Source organism: Burkholderia alba, assembly GCF_034721475.1.
GTDB lineage: Bacteria > Pseudomonadota > Gammaproteobacteria > Burkholderiales > Burkholderiaceae > Burkholderia > Burkholderia alba.
Window position 1 is genome coordinate 117,319 of record NZ_JAWJWL010000022.1, and the last position, 14,804, is coordinate 132,122.

Genomic DNA, 14,804 nt, shown 5'->3' on the forward strand with positions numbered 1-14,804 from the left:
GGATGAGAAAAACTCATGTATCGTTCGACGAGACCCTGAACCGCGTGCAGGCGAACACCATCATGAAAAACGTCCTCAGCATTCAATCGCACGTCATCTACGGCCATGCGGGCAACAGCGCCGCGGTGTTTCCGATGCAGCGGCTCGGCGTCAACGTCTGGCCGCTCAATACGGTCCAGCTGTCCAATCATATGCAGTACGGCCATTGGGCCGGCAGCGCGATCGACGCGGCGAAAATGGAACAGCTCGTCGACGGCATCGCCGCGATCGGCGCGCTCAAGCGCTGCGACGCGATCCTGTCGGGTTTTCTCGGCTCCCCCGCGCAGGCGCGCGCCACGGTCGACATCGTGCGCACCGTGAAGGCGATGAACCCGAACGCATGGTATTTCTGCGATCCCGCGATGGGGCAGACAGGCGGCATCCGGCCGGAACCCGGCGTCGAGGAATTCATCGTCAGCGAATTGCCCGAGCTGGCCGACGGCATGGCGCCGAACCACAGCGAGCTGCAGAAGCTCGCCGGACGACGCATCGAAACCGTCGCGGAAGCCGTCGATGCGTGCCGCGCGATCATCCGGCGCGGCCCGCAAATCATCCTCGTGAAACACCTGCACGATCGCAATAGCGCTGCCGATCGTTTCAACATGCTCGCCGTCACCGCGACCGAAGCGTGGATCGGCCAGCGCCCCCTCTATGCGTTCCCCCGCCACCCGGTCGGCGTCGGCGACCTGACGAGCGCGGTGTTCGTCGCGCGGCGCCTGCGCGGCGACACCGTGCGCGCCGCGTTCGAGCACACGCTCGCCGCCGTCCACGCGGTGGTCAAGGCGACCTACGACGCACGCCGCTACGAACTGGAACTCGTCGCGGCGCAGGACGAGATCGCCCGGCCGAGCGAATGGTTCGGCGCATGGGTGTCGGACGCCGAGTGACGCAGCCGCCCGTGCGGGCCGGCCAGCCGTCGCGCGCAAAAAGCCGTCCGCGACGTGGTTCTTTCATCGACTTGAACCGACCGTATCGGGGCCATGCTTCCTCGACGAAGCAGCCGAACCCGCGCGCGTCTTCGTCGAAGCGGGATTCGATTCGATCGAGCCCGGCTTCGGCCAACGGATCAGCGCCGCCGCGCGCGGCCCCGCGCCGGACACATCGACCGCACCCGGCCCTGCCGGCGGCGATGTCGCGCGCCGCTGCGATCGGATCGATCTCGCCGACACATGGAATGACGCGCACGCGCATCTCAGCATGCGCCGCGATCCACGTGGCGACGCGACGCTCGCCGAGAGCCGCGGCCCGCTCTGCCCATCGATACCGGCAGCGTGCCGGTCGATCCGTTAGCGATCCGAAAGCCTTCGCAAACGTTCGCGCGCCTTCATATGAATGACACCGTTTCCCCGATATTCTCCCGGCGACATTGAACGGCGCGGGACGGCGGCATCGACGATGCGCGGGCCCGCGCCGGCACCACAAGAACCCGCATCGCGAGACTCACCCCACCGGCTGCTACAGGGGCAGCCGTCCATCCTCCGCACAGGAAGCTTCACAATGACGACAAAGAATCGCCGCGACTTTCTGCGCCTCGCCGCCGGCACTGCCGGCGGCGCCGCGCTGAACCTGTTTCCTCCCGTGATCCGCGATGCGCTCGCGATCCCCGCGAATCGCCGCACCGGCACCATCCGCGACATCGAGCACATCGTCATCCTGATGCAGGAAAACCGCTCGTTCGATCACTACTTCGGCACGCTGCGCGGCGTGCGCGGTTTCGGCGATCCGCGGCCGCTCACCCTGCCGTCGGGCAAGTCGGTATTCCACCAGCCGGGCGGGCTCGGCGAAGTGCTGCCGTTCCATCCCGGCGCGGATAACCTGGGCATGCAGTTCCTGCAGGATCTGCCGCACGGCTGGCAGGATATGCACGCCGCCTGGGACAAGGGCCGCTACGACCAGTGGGTGCCGAACAAGGGCACCACGACGATGGCCTACCTGCAGCGCAACGACATCCCGTTCCACTATCAGCTCGCCGACGCGTTCACGATCTGCGACGCATACCACTGCTCGATTCCCAGCTCGACCGACCCGAACCGCTACTACATGTGGACGGGCTACGTCGGCAACGACGGCACGGGCGGCGGCCCGGTGCTCGGCAACGAGGAAGCCGGCTACGGCTGGACCACCTATCCCGAGGTGCTGCAGCAGGCGGGCGTGTCGTGGAAGATCTACCAGGACGTCGGCACCGGCCTGAACGCGGCCGGGTCGTGGGGCTGGACCTCGAATCCGTACATCGGCAACTACGGCGACAATTCGCTGCTGTACTTCAACCAGTACCGCAACGCACAGCCGGGCAACCCGCTGTACGACAACGCGCGCACCGGCACCAACATCAGCGCGGGCGGCACGCTGTTCGACGTGCTGCAGCAGGACGTGACGAACGGCACGCTGCCGCAGGTGTCGTGGATCTGCGCGCCGGAAGCCTATTCCGAGCATCCGAACTGGCCGGCGAACTACGGCGCGTGGTACATCGAGCAGGTGCTGAAGGCGCTGACGTCGAATCCGGAAGTCTGGAGCAAGACCGCGCTCTTCATCACCTACGACGAGAACGACGGTTTCTTCGATCACGTGGCGCCGCCGTTCGCGCCGCAATCGCGCGACAACGGCTTGTCGACCGTCGCGACCACCAACGAGATCTTCCCCGGCGACGCGACCCACATGGCGGGCCCGTACGGGCTCGGGCCGCGCGTGCCGATGCTCGTCGTGTCGCCCTGGACCAAGGGCGGCTGGCTGTGCTCGCAGACCTTCGATCACACGTCGCTGCTGCAGTTCATCGAAGCGCGCTTCGGCCATCAGTACGCGATCCCGGCGAGCAACATCTCGCCGTGGCGGCGCACCGTGTGCGGCAACCTGGTCGCCGCGTTCAACTTCGCGAACCCCGACGCCAGCTGGCCGCAGTTGCCCGACACGAGCGGCTACGCGCCGCCCGACCGCAACACGCATCCGAGCTACGTGCCGATCCCGCCGCTCCTGCAATCGGTGCCGAAGCAGGAAGCCGGCCTGCGCCCTGCCCGCGCGCTGCCGTACGAGCTGTTCGTGCATGGCCGCGTCGAGCGTTCGTCGGGCAAGTTCAAGCTGACGTTCGCGAACACCGGCCGCGCCGGCGCCGCGTTCCAGGTCCGGGCGGGCAACCGCATCGACGGTCCGTGGGCCTATACGGTCGAAGCCGGCAAGCGCCTGTCCGACGCATGGAGCACCGCGCTGACCCTGAGCGTCTACGACCTGACCGTGTACGGCCCGAACGGCTATCTGTGCCAGTTCCGCGGCTCGACGCTCGCCGGCACCGGCCGTACCGCGAATCCCGACGTGATCTACGGCTATGACGTCGCGAACGGCAACATCACGCTGCGCCTGTCGAACCGCGGCCACGCGCCTGTGCGACTCACCGTCGCCAACGCGTACGGCACCGGCTACCCGCGCGTGTACGAGCTGAAACCGGGCGAGCGGATCGACGATTACTGGGATCTGCGCGGCAGCCACGGCTGGTACGACCTGACCGTCAGCGACGGCAGCCCGATCGGCTTCCTGCGCCGCTTCGCGGGCCACGTCGAAACCGGCCGGCCGAGCACCAGCGATCCGTTGATCGCCACCGTCTGAAGGCGAAGCGGCCCATCGCGGCCCGCCGGACGCGAGGCGAAACGCGCGCCGTTTCGCCTCGCCGCCCTCTCCGCGACGCGCGGTCCCGCGCGTCCGTTCCGCCCGCGCCTCGCGGCATGCCGCGCAGCGCGGGAATTCCCTCATACCCGTCAGCCCGCGCCGCGACGAAGCTGTGCGGAAATCCGCATCTCAAACGCGGCAAATCGACAAGACCCGGCCAATTTGGCTCTCTATAACTGGGCTACCCACATGCGGACGCGCGCCTCCGCTTGCGTGCAGGCCGCATCCCGCATGCGTGTTCGCCCCGGTCCTTTCGTTTCGTGTATCGCCCCGTCCAAGGAATGAGCATGAATCTTCGTCGCGCCCTGCCCGCTCTCGCCTGTGCCGCCGCACTCGCCGTCGCCATGCCGCCCGCTGCGCGCGCCGCCGACGACACGCCGGTCAGGATCGGCTTCGCCGCGCCGCTCACGGGCGTCAACGCCGGCTACGGCAAGGATCTGCAAAACGGCGTACAGCTCGCGATCGACGACGCCCGCGCGCAGAACCTCCGGATCGCCGGCAAGCCGGCGCGCTTCGATCTGGTCGTCGAGGACGACCAGGCCGATCCGCGCATCGGCGTGCAGGCCGCGCAGAGCCTCGTCGACAAGAAAGTGTCGGTCGTCGTCGGCCACTTCAATTCGGGCACGACGATTCCCGCGTCGGTCGTCTATGACAAGGCGGGCATCCCGGTGCTCGACCCGGCCGCCACCAATCCGATGCTCGCGTCTCGCGGCCTCGCGAACATGTTCATGGTGATCGCCACCGACGCGCAGAACGCGGGCAACGCGGGCCGCTACGCGGTGGACGTGACGAAGGCGCAGCGGATCGCGATCGTCGACGATCGCACCGCGTTCGGCCAGGGCGAAGCCGACGAATTCGACAAGGCGGTGAAGGCGGCCGGCGGCACGATCGTCGCGCGCGAATACACGAGCAACCAGGCGGTCGATTTTCGTGCGCAGATCACCAGCCTGAAGAGCCGCAACATCGACCTGATCTTCTTCGGCGGGCTCGATTCGCTGGCGGCGAACTTCGTCAAGCAGATGCGGCAGCTCGGGCTCGGCGCGCAGCTCGTCGGCGGCGGCGGCGTGCGCGACGCCGCGTTCATCAAGATCGCCGGCGCCGCGGCGGAAGGCGCGATGGCGTGGGAGTACGGCCGCCCGCTCGACCAGTTGCCGCAGGGCAAGGACTTCGAGGCGCGCTACCGGAAGCGCTTCGGCGTCGACGTGCTGTCGTACGCGCCGTTCGGCTACGACGCGACGTGGGCGGCCATCAAGGCGATGCAGGCAGCCGGCTCCACCGATCCGAACGTCTATCGCCCCGCGCTGAAGAAGGTCGACTTCGAAGGCATCACGGGCCGTATCTCGTTCAGCGGCGACGGCTCGCTGAAAAGCGGCATGTCGACGCTGTATCAGGTGAAAAACGGCGCATGGCAGACCATCGTCACGAAGGGAGGCTGACCCGCGCCCGCGCTATCGCCTCGCGCGCGGCGCGCTCGAGGCATGGGCGGCCGTGGTGCGGACCGAATCCCAACCGGCGCGGCATGCGCCTCTCACCCTGGAGTCCTGATGCATTCGAAAGTCGTCATCGTCGGCGGCGGCGTGATCGGCAGCGCGGTCGCCTACTTCCTGCGCGAATCCGATCCCGGCGTGGCCGTCACCGTGATCGAGCGCGATCCGACCTATGCGCGCGCATCGTCCGCGCTGTCGGCCGCGTCGATCCGCCAGCAGTTCTCGACGCCGCTGTCGGTCGAGATGTCCCTGTACGGGATCGATTTCCTGCGCTCGATCGGTGAGCGCCTGGCGGTCGACGGCGAGGCGCCGTCGATCGATCTTCACGAAGGCGGCTACCTGTTCCTCGCGACGCCGGCGGGCGAAGCCACGCTGCGCGCGAACCACACGCTGCAGACGTCGCTCGGCGCGCAGATCCGCTACCTGCCCCGCGAGCCGCTGCACAGCACATTCCCCTGGCTGAACACCGACGATCTCGCGGCCGGCACCTACGGCGAAAGCGGCGAAGGCTGGTTCGACGGCTATGGGCTCGTCCAGGCGCTGCGCCGCAAGGCGCGCGCGCTCGGCGCGCACTACGTGAGCGCCAACGTAACGGGCGTGCGGCTCGACGGCCGGCGAGTCCGGCAGGTACTGACCGCGGACGGCGCCACGCACGACTGCGACGTGATGGTCAACGCCGCGGGCGCGTGGGCTCGGCCGATCGCGCGCATGCTCGGCATCGAGCTGCCGGTGCATGCGCGCCGCCGCAGCATCTTCAACGTCACGTCGCCCGCGACGCTGCCCCGCTGCCCGCTCGTGATCGATCCGAACGGCGTGTACTTCCGGCCCGAAGGCCCGTCGTTCCTGTGCGGCACGTCGCCGTCGCCCGACCGCGACCCGGACGACCTGCCGCTCGACGACGTCGATCACGCACTGTTCGACGACGTGATCTGGCCGACACTCGCGCACCGCGTACCGCAGTTCGAGGCGCTTCGGGTCGTGCGCAGCTGGTCCGGCTATTACGAATACAACGTGTTCGATCACAACGCGATCATCGGCCCGCACCCCGACATCGACAATTGCGTGTTCGCGAACGGCTTCTCCGGCCACGGACTGCAACAGGGACCGGCGACCGGACGAGGCGTCGCCGAGCTGATCCTGCACGGTCGCTTCGAATCGCTCGATCTGTCGCCGCTCGGTTTCGAGCGCGTGATGTCCGGCCGGCCGATCGTCGAACAGAACGTCGTCTAGCCGCTGCAGCGCCGGGCGGCTACGGTCGCCCGCCCCCCCTTGCCCGCCCCCCTTCCGTGTGCAATCCGCCCTCCATCCGCCGGCCGACTGTTTCGTCTGACTTAACACTTCCTGACAATCATCGGTATTCAGAAACAGCCACCGCCGCCGACAACCCGTCCGGAGACAGCAAACCAGCTGCCGTCTCGATGTGACAGATCGTCGGCGTTTCGCACCGGCCCGAAGAGCGCCCGTGTCGACCGTTCCCCTGCATGTCGAACGCCGGACAGTATCCGCACCCCGTTCACCCCGTGCCCAGAGGAATTCGTCAACATGATGCTCAAACCGTTATCCGTCAGGGCGCGCCTCACCGCGTCGTTCGCCCTCCTGATCGCCATCCTCGCGGCGATCGCGATCGCCGCTGCCGGCGCGCTCACGGCCGCGAACCAGCGTTTCGCCGACTATGTCGACGGCGTCGCCGCCCGAGCGGCGCTGGCCCAGAACATCCGCAACGCGGTCGACGAGCGCGCGATCGCGGCGCGCAATCTCGTGCTGGTCACGAAGCCCGCCGATCTGGCGCTCGAAAAAGCCGCGGTGACCCGTGCCCACGCGGACGTCCAGCGCTACCTGCAGCAGCTGAACGCGAAGCTCGCGCAAGCCGGCGATCTCGGCGACGACGCGCGCGGGCTCGCCGCCGAGATCACGCGCGTCGAAACCGCCTACGGGCCGGTCGCGCTCGCGATCGTCGATCTGGCGCTGGCCGGCCAGCGCGAGGCCGCGATCGCGAAGATGAACGACGACTGCCGGCCGCTGCTGGCCGCGCTGGTCAAGGCAACCAACGACTATTCGACGTACACGCAGCGGCGCGGCGAGCAGATCGTCCAGGCAGCCGCCGAAACGCTCGCGCTGCAGCGGATCGCGCTGCTGATCGGCTGCGCGCTCGCGCTGTGCCTGGCCATGCTGGCCGGCTGGCTGCTCACGCGCAGCCTGCTGCGCGAGCTGGGCGCCGAGCCCGCCGCATTGAGCGCGGCGACCCGCCGCGTGGCGGCGGGCGACCTGAGCCCGATTACCGACGCCGACGCCGCGCCGGCCGGCAGCGTGCTCGCGTCGATGGGCGCGATGCAGCACAGCCTCGTCGACCTGATCGGCCAGGTCCGAGTCGCGGCCAGCCATATCCGCACGGGCTCCGAGGAGATCGCGGCGGGCAATCTCGACCTGTCGTCGCGGACCGAAGAGCAGGCGTCGTCGCTGCAGCAGACCACCGCGAGCATGGAGGAACTGACGTCGACCGTCCGGCAGAATGCCGATCACGCGCATCTGGCCAGCCAGCTTGCCACGCAGGCCTCCGACGTCGCACGCCGGGGGCACACCGTCGTCGATCAGGTACTCGCATCGATGGGCGACATCAGCGACAGCTCGAACCGGATCGCCGAGATCACCGGCCTGATCGAAGGCATCGCGTTCCAGACCAACATTCTCGCGCTCAATGCGGCGGTCGAGGCCGCGCGCGCCGGCGAGGAAGGCCGAGGTTTCGCGGTGGTCGCGGGCGAGGTGCGCAGCCTCGCGCAGCGGTCGTCGAATGCCGCCAAGGAAATCAAGGATCTGATCGCGACCTCGGTCGACCGGATCCGCAACGGCGCCACGCTCGCGGGCGAAGCCGGCCGCACCATGACCGACGTCACGCAGGCGGTCGCGCGCGTGACGGACATCATGGGGGAGATCGCCGCCGCATCGGATCAGCAGCGGCTCGGCATCGAACAGGTGAATCAGGCACTCGCGCAGATGGACACCGTCACCCAGCAGAACGCGGCGCTCGTCGAACAGGCGACGGCCGCGTCCAAATCGCTCGAAACGCAGGGGCGGCAACTGGGCGAAGCGGTCGCGTCGTTCAGCCTCGCCGACGCGACGGGCGAGCCGGCCACGGTCGACACACGGACGATTGCCCCGCGTGCGACGCCCGGGGCGGCCCCCGCGTGGGAAGTATTCTGAGCGTCGCCGAGCTCGAATCTAGCCGCGCCGCGGCTCGCCCATCGGCTCGCCGAGCACGAACGCGCCGCCCTGAAACCGCTGCGCCGGATCGTCGACGCGCGTATCCGGCCCCGCAGCCGGAAACAGCCCTTCGAACGGCGCCGAGCTGTCCTGAGGGCGAAAGCCGAGAAACGCGGCCTGCGCGTTGTCGATCCATTTCGTGCGGTTGTCCGACACGCCGTACACGATCGCGTGCCCGACCCGGTTGGTGAACAGCGAGCAGCGCACCAGCTCGATGAGGTCCCGGTAGCTGAGGAACGTGACCAGCATCCGCGGATTCTTCGGCGCCTCGAACGACGAGCCGATCCGCAGGCAGACGGTTTCGAGTCCGAATCGATCGTAGTAGTAGCGCGACAGCGCTTCGCCGAAGCATTTCGTCACGCCGTACAGCGAATCCGGGCGCAACGCGGCGTCGATGCCGACCACCTCCGTCACCGGATGAAAACCGACCACGTGGTTCGAACTCGCGTAGACGATCCGCCGCACGCCGGACTGGTGCGCGGCCGCATACAGGTTGTAGGTGCCGACGATGTTGGCGTCGAGCAGCGCATCGAACGGCGCGTCGATCGAGATGCCGCCGAGGTGCACGATCGCGTCGACCCCTTCGACCAGCGCGTTCACCGCGCCGCGGTCGGCCAGATCGGCTTGCACGACGTGCTCGTGCGGCGCCCCGTCGGCCAGCGGCGCGAGATCCGTCACCCGCACTTCGTCCGCCCAGTCGGCGAGCGCGCCGCGCACCTGGCGGCCGAGATTACCCGCCGCGCCGGTCAGCAGCAGGCGGCGGAACGGCTTGGTGGAGGTGGAAGACGAGGTCGGCGAAGCAGTCACGGTCACGGCGGATACCTCTCGAAATGGATGGCGCGCTGCGCGCAATGCCGCCATCTTATACGACGACTGACATTTCGTGCTACTCGGCCGCACTCTGCGCGGCGCGGCCGCCCGCGCGGCCCGGCGGTCTCAGTCCGCGGCCGTCTCGCGCCCCGCCTCCGCCGCTTCGTGCGCGCGGCGCAGCCGTTCGCGGCTATTGGTCAGATGGGTGCGCATCGCGGCGCGCGCCGCTTCCGGATCGTGTCGCGCGATCGCCTCGTAGATGTCCTCGTGCTCGTGGTTGAGCCGCGCGACATAGCGCTCCAGGTCGTCGCCCGCGAAGCGCGCGGAATTCACGCGCGTACGCGGAATGATCGATGTGCCGAGCTGGGTCATGATATCGACGAAATAGCGGTTGCCGGTGGCTTGCGCGATCTGCAGATGGAACTGGAAGTCGAGTTGCGCGGTGTCGCGGCCGCTGCCCGCGCTGGCGCCGATCGCGTCGAGCGCGCGGCGCAGCGCCGTGAGATCCGTGTCATTGGCCCGTTGCGCGGCGAGGCTCGCGCATTCGCTCTCGAGGCTGATGCGCAGCTCGAGCACCGCCAGCACGTCGCGCAGCGTCGTGATCGTGGTCGGATCGATGCCGAGCGCGCGGCGCCGTTCCGGCTCGAGCACAAAACTGCCGATCCCATGCCGAGTTTCGACGAGACCGCTCGCCTGCAAGCGTGAAATCGCCTCGCGCACGACCGTGCGGCTCACCCCCTGCGCGGCCATCACCTCGGTCTCGGTCGGCAGCTTGTCGCCGGGACGCAGCGTCCCGCCCTCGATTTGCGCGGTCAGCGCGTCGACAACGTCTTGCGCAAGGCTGCGCGTGCGGCGGCGCGGCGCGACAGGAAGCGTGGGCACGGACATGAGGCCAGATTCCTTGAGTGAAATTTAAGGGTTTACGCGGGCTTTGAGACGATGAAGCTATTTCATTATACTGCGTTACTAGTCGTCCGATGACCGATGACTAACGGGTGCAGGCCTGCCCTCTTGCCGCATCGGCAAAGTTGGCACCACGGCAGGCTGACCGGCTTGACGCTCCGTGCACATCGGTTGTCGAATGATCGCATCTCCTGCCGCGCACGGCAAAGCCTTGGCCCGCGCGGCGCCGCTCACTTCTTTCGCCGCCCGCCCATGAACGCCGCTCCCGCCACGCCGCCTCACGACACGCCACGCATCGTCAACCTTCGGGCGATTCCCGTCGCCGGGCGCGACAGCATGCTGCTCAACCTGAGCGGTGCGCACGGCCCCTTCTTCACGCGCAACCTGCTGATCCTGACCGACAGCGCGGGGCGCACCGGCGTCGGCGAGGTGCCGGGCGGCGAAAGCATCCGCCAGACCCTCGACGATGCACGCGCGATCGTCGTCGGCGCGGCGCTCGGCAATTACCAGGCGGTGCTGAACGATGTCCGCCGCCGCTTCGCCGACCGCGATGCGGGCGGCCGTGGACTGCAAACCTTCGACCTGCGCACGACGATCCACGCGGTCACCGCGCTCGAGGCGGCACTGCTCGACCTGCTCGGCCAGCATCTCGGCGTGCCGGTCGCGGCGCTGCTCGGCGAGGGCCAGCAGCGCGAGCGCGTCGAGATGCTGGGCTACCTGTTCTATGTCGGCGACCGCCGCAAGACCCCGCTCCCCTATCGCGACGGGACGGCGGCGACCGACGACTGGACCCGCCTGCGCGACGAACCGGCCCTTACGCCCGACGCCGTCGTGCGGCTCGCCGAGGCCGCGCACGCGCGCTACGGTTTCAACGATTTCAAGCTGAAGGGCGGCGTGTTTTCCGGCGAACAGGAAATCGACGCAGTCACCGCGCTTGCGGAACGCTTTCCCCAGGCGCGCGTGACACTCGATCCAAACGGCGCATGGTCGTTGCGCGACGCCATCCGGCTGTGTCGCGACCAGCATCACGTGCTCGCCTACGCCGAGGATCCGTGCGGGGCCGAACAGGGCTACTCGGGCCGCGAGGTGATGGCGGAATTCCGCCGCGCGACCGGCCTGCCCACCGCCACCAACATGATCGCGACCGACTGGCGGCAGATGGGTCACGCGATCCAGTTGCAGGCGGTCGACATTCCGCTCGCCGACCCGCATTTCTGGACGATGCAGGGCTCGGTGCGAGTCGCGCAGATGTGCCGCGACTGGGGGCTCACGTGGGGTTCGCACTCGAACAATCACTTCGACGTGTCGCTCGCGATGTTTACGCATGTCGCGGCGGCTGCCCCCGGCCAGGTCACGGCAATCGATACGCACTGGATCTGGCAGGACGGCGAACGCCTGACGCGCGCCCCGCTGGTCATCGAAGGCGGGATGGTGGAGGTGCCGAAGCGCGGGGGCCTCGGCGTCGAGCTGGATCTGGACGCGGTAGCGGCCGCGCACGCGTTGTACACGCGGCACGGGCTCGGCGCCCGCGACGACGCTGCGGCAATGCAGTCTCTGATCCCGGGCTGGACGTTCGACAACAAGCGCCCGTCCATGGTGCGCTGACGCACAGCGCGCCACGGGCCGGTACCGGCCCGTGGCGACGCCCGCCGGCTCAGCCCGGCAACCCGATGCCGCGCGCCATGCCGGCGGCGGCGAATACCATCAAGATCATCAGCACTGCCTGCAGATGGCCGGTGCGTGCGTATCCGCGCGCGCGGGCGAGATCGGGCGCAACGCCGCGCTTCAGCGCGATGCGCCAGCGGATCAGGCCGACCATCGGCCCCAGTTCGAGCAGCAGGATCAGGAGAAACACACCCATTTTCAGATGGAACAGGGGCGCGTGCAGGTAGTAGGCGCCGCCTTTCTCGAAGCCGCCGAATGCGCGAGCGAGGCCCGTCAGGATCAGGACCAGCGCGGACAGCCCCCACATCGCGTCGCTCCGGAACACGCCTGACAGATCGGCGGCCTGCGGGCTCGCCACCACGCGCCGCAGCGCGCGGTGGCGTCCGGCGATCCCCGCCAGCGCAAACCCGAACGCGCTCAGATGCACGGCCGCCAGCAACCACCGGATCATCATTGCGTCTCCTCGCGCTTCCAGCGCGCCGCGCAATGCCGCGCGGCATGTCGACTTACCCCGGTGCCGCGAACGAACCCGCTCAGACCGTCTGCTTGAGCGACGCGTCGAGCGCGCGCGCCGCCACGCGGTCGCCTTCGGTGACGAGCGGCGCACGCATCACGATCTGGCGGTTATGCCCGACCGCGGCGGGCGAATCCCACAGCAGTTCGAGCTTCGGCCGCGCGAACAGACCTCGCCGGCCTGCCGCCGCGGGCTGCGCGACCGCCTCGCCGGCCGCGCCGGACTCGGCCGGCGCCATCCCGCTCGGCCAGCGCACCGACAGTTCCCGTGCATCGTACTGGCCGACCTTGCGGCTTTCCATCCAGACGATGACCGTGCGTGTGAGCGCGTCGAGCGACACGGCGTACCGGCCGATCGCGAACCGGCGGGCGGCGATATTGGTGCGCCACAGCGGCCTCGGCCGGCACACCCAGATGATCGCCGCATACAGGGCCGGCGCGGCGATCAGCCAGCCGTTGGTGGCCATCACCGCATGCAGCGCGCGGCGCCAGCCGGCCGCCCACACGAATGCGCCGACCGACCACACGGCGAACAGGAAGCACAGCAGCGCGAAAAAGCGCAGCGCCTGGCGCAGCCACTGCGGCAACGGATGAGACGGCCGCTCGACGCGCGCCTGCGCGCCGGGCAGGAACAGCAGCAGGAAAATGAGAACGACGTTGATGCAGGCCCAGGGCGACGACACCATCGCCGACAGCGACGCGTGGTACCCCATCAGCGACATCGAAAAGAGCCAGCGGGCAAGCAGCACGAGACCGATGGCGCGCAACGCGAAAATGACGCCGGCGCCGGGGGCCGGATTCGCGCGCGTGGTTTTCGTTCTCGCCAAAACTGCTCTCCTCTTGATAGCCCGCCGGGGCCGGATTTTACGGCACGGCCATTATAGGGACATTACCGTTCGCGCTGATGAATCTACGTTATAAATCACGGGTTTGCAGCGTCGCGCACACCTGCGGCGCGGCGTGAATACAACAGGTGGCGCCGAATCGCGCCGCCCAAAAGCACGACGCCCCGCACGGCAAACCCGTGCGGGGCGTCGGTCCGGCACAGCCGGGCTTGGCGCTCAGCCTGCGTTGACTTCGCGCAGTACCGTGCGGCGCTTCTGGCGCAGCAGCTCTTCGTAACCCTTGATGTAGTTCTGCGCCATCACCTTCGACGAGAAACGCGACTCGAACGCGCCGCGAACCTTCTCGCGCGGCAGCGTATGCAGGCGCTTCACGGCGGCCACGGCCGACAGTTCGTCCTCGACGACAAAGCCCGACACGCCATTGTCGATCACTTCCGGCACCGAGCCGCGCTTGAACGCGATCACCGGCGTGCCACACGCCATCGCCTCGATCATCACCAGGCCGAAGGGCTCCGGCCAGTCGATCGGGAACAGCAGCGCATGCGCGTTGCCGAGGAATTCGGCCTTCTCGGACTCGCTGATTTCGCCGATGTACTCGACGTGGGGCAGCGCGAACAGCGGCTTGATCTGCTCTTCGTAATACGCGCGGTCGGCCTTGTCCAGCTTGGCCGCGATCTTGATCGGCATGCCGGCTTGCGCGGCGATGCGGATCGCGGTGTCGACGCGCTTCTCCGGCGAAATGCGGCCGAGGAAGGCGAGGTAGCTCGGCTTCACGTCCGGCAGCGGCTTCAGCAGATTTTCCGGCAAGCCGTGATAGACGGTCGACAGCCAGTTGGCCTGCTGCAGCGGCGAGCGCTGGTTGTCGGAGATCGACACCACCGGTACGTCGTTGAACGTGTTGAAGATCGGCTGCAGTTCCGGGAGATCGAGGCGGCCGTGCAGCGTCGTCAGATGCGGCACCGGCTGGCGCGAAAACAGCGAGAACGGGTAATAGTCGATATGGAAATGCAGCACGTCGAATTCGTCCGCGCGGCGGCGCACTTCCTCGAGCAGCAGCATGTGCGGCGCCATCGTGTCGCGGATCGTCGGATCGAGGCGCAGCGCCTGCGGCCAGACGGCTTCGAGTTTCGCGGAAGTTTGCGAATCGCCGCTCGCGAAGAGCGTGACGTCATGCCCCATTTCGACCAGCGCCTCGGTCAGATAGGACACCACCCGTTCGGTACCGCCGTACAACTTCGGGGGAACCGCCTCGTGCAGCGGAGCGATTTGAGCGATTCGCATCTGCGTAACTCCTAAAAAATCGGCAAAAAGTGAAGCAGTAGGTTGGAAGCCCTGCCCGGCCGGCGCGGCCGCAATGGCGCGTGAACGTCAGACGAAATAACCGGTTCGCGGGGCAGACACATGGGTCAGCGGCACATCTGGCTTAGAACGCTTCACGCCGCGCCCCGTTGACAGGATCCCGTAAAAATTCCATGAGCCAACCCGGGGCCCATTATCGGGGAAATGCTGCGCTGCAACGCACAACATTTCAAAGTCTTTACTTTGTTACAAAGATGCAACACTTTGCAACCCTTTAATTTTAAAGACAGATTTAGAGTAAAAAGCCATTCAGGCCGGCCTCGTACCCGGT

11 protein-coding genes are annotated in these 14,804 nt (G+C 67.9%); 6 read left to right on the plus strand and 5 right to left on the minus strand.

The annotated features are described in order from the left end of the window. Nucleotides 1–62 precede the first annotated feature (62 nt). The 5 genes from pdxY (at nt 63) to RZR99_RS23735 (ending at nt 8,378) form a co-directional block, all read left to right on the plus strand. Nucleotides 63–926: a pyridoxal kinase PdxY gene (pdxY, locus tag RZR99_RS23715; RefSeq protein WP_323122213.1), complete on the plus strand. Its 864-nt coding sequence runs from the start codon at nt 63–65 to the stop codon at nt 924–926. Between the two features lie 610 nt (nt 927–1,536). Beyond that, a complete protein-coding gene (locus RZR99_RS23720; protein ID WP_323122214.1) occupies nt 1,537–3,633 on the plus strand; it encodes a phosphocholine-specific phospholipase C in 2,097 nt (698 codons plus the stop codon). Nucleotides 3,634–3,980: 347 nt separating this feature from the next. Continuing rightward, nucleotides 3,981–5,129, plus strand: coding sequence for a branched-chain amino acid ABC transporter substrate-binding protein (locus tag RZR99_RS23725; RefSeq protein ID WP_323122215.1), 1,149 nt, complete (start codon nt 3,981–3,983; stop codon nt 5,127–5,129). A 108-nt stretch (nt 5,130–5,237) separates the two neighbouring features. Continuing rightward, nucleotides 5,238–6,410, plus strand: a complete 1,173-nt coding sequence (locus tag RZR99_RS23730) for an NAD(P)/FAD-dependent oxidoreductase (protein ID WP_323122216.1) — start codon at nt 5,238–5,240, stop codon at nt 6,408–6,410. Between the two features lie 312 nt (nt 6,411–6,722). Further along, complete coding sequence (locus tag RZR99_RS23735) at nt 6,723–8,378, plus strand: methyl-accepting chemotaxis protein (RefSeq protein ID WP_323122217.1); 1,656 nt, start codon at nt 6,723–6,725, stop codon at nt 8,376–8,378. Between the two features lie 18 nt (nt 8,379–8,396). On the opposite strand, the gene RZR99_RS23740 is transcribed toward RZR99_RS23735, so the two are convergent. Both RZR99_RS23740 and RZR99_RS23745 read right to left on the minus strand, forming a co-directional pair. Then, nucleotides 8,397–9,251: an NAD-dependent epimerase/dehydratase family protein gene (locus tag RZR99_RS23740; RefSeq protein WP_407655493.1), complete on the minus strand. Its 855-nt coding sequence runs from the start codon at nt 9,249–9,251 to the stop codon at nt 8,397–8,399. Between the two features lie 123 nt (nt 9,252–9,374). After that, nucleotides 9,375–10,136: a FadR/GntR family transcriptional regulator gene (locus tag RZR99_RS23745; RefSeq protein ID WP_323122218.1), complete on the minus strand. Its 762-nt coding sequence runs from the start codon at nt 10,134–10,136 to the stop codon at nt 9,375–9,377. A gap of 267 nt (nt 10,137–10,403) precedes the next feature. Between RZR99_RS23745 and gudD the strand changes: the two genes are divergently transcribed. Next, nucleotides 10,404–11,756 carry a glucarate dehydratase gene (gudD, locus tag RZR99_RS23750; RefSeq protein ID WP_323122219.1) on the plus strand — a complete coding sequence of 451 codons (1,353 nt, stop codon included), beginning with the start codon at nt 10,404–10,406 and terminating at the stop codon, nt 11,754–11,756. Nucleotides 11,757–11,805: 49 nt separating this feature from the next. On the opposite strand, the gene RZR99_RS23755 is transcribed toward gudD, so the two are convergent. The 3 genes from RZR99_RS23755 to RZR99_RS23765 form a co-directional block, all read right to left on the minus strand. Continuing rightward, entirely contained in the window at nt 11,806–12,270 is a 465-nt protein-coding gene (locus tag RZR99_RS23755; RefSeq protein WP_323122220.1) for a DUF2214 family protein, read from the minus strand. 79 nt (nt 12,271–12,349) lie between these two features. Next, nucleotides 12,350–13,156, minus strand: a complete 807-nt coding sequence (locus RZR99_RS23760) for a hypothetical protein (RefSeq protein WP_323122221.1) — start codon at nt 13,154–13,156, stop codon at nt 12,350–12,352. 234 nt (nt 13,157–13,390) lie between these two features. Further along, nucleotides 13,391–14,455, minus strand: coding sequence for a glycosyltransferase family 4 protein (locus RZR99_RS23765; RefSeq protein ID WP_323122222.1), 1,065 nt, complete (start codon nt 14,453–14,455; stop codon nt 13,391–13,393). Between the last annotated feature and the right edge of the window lie 349 nt (nt 14,456–14,804).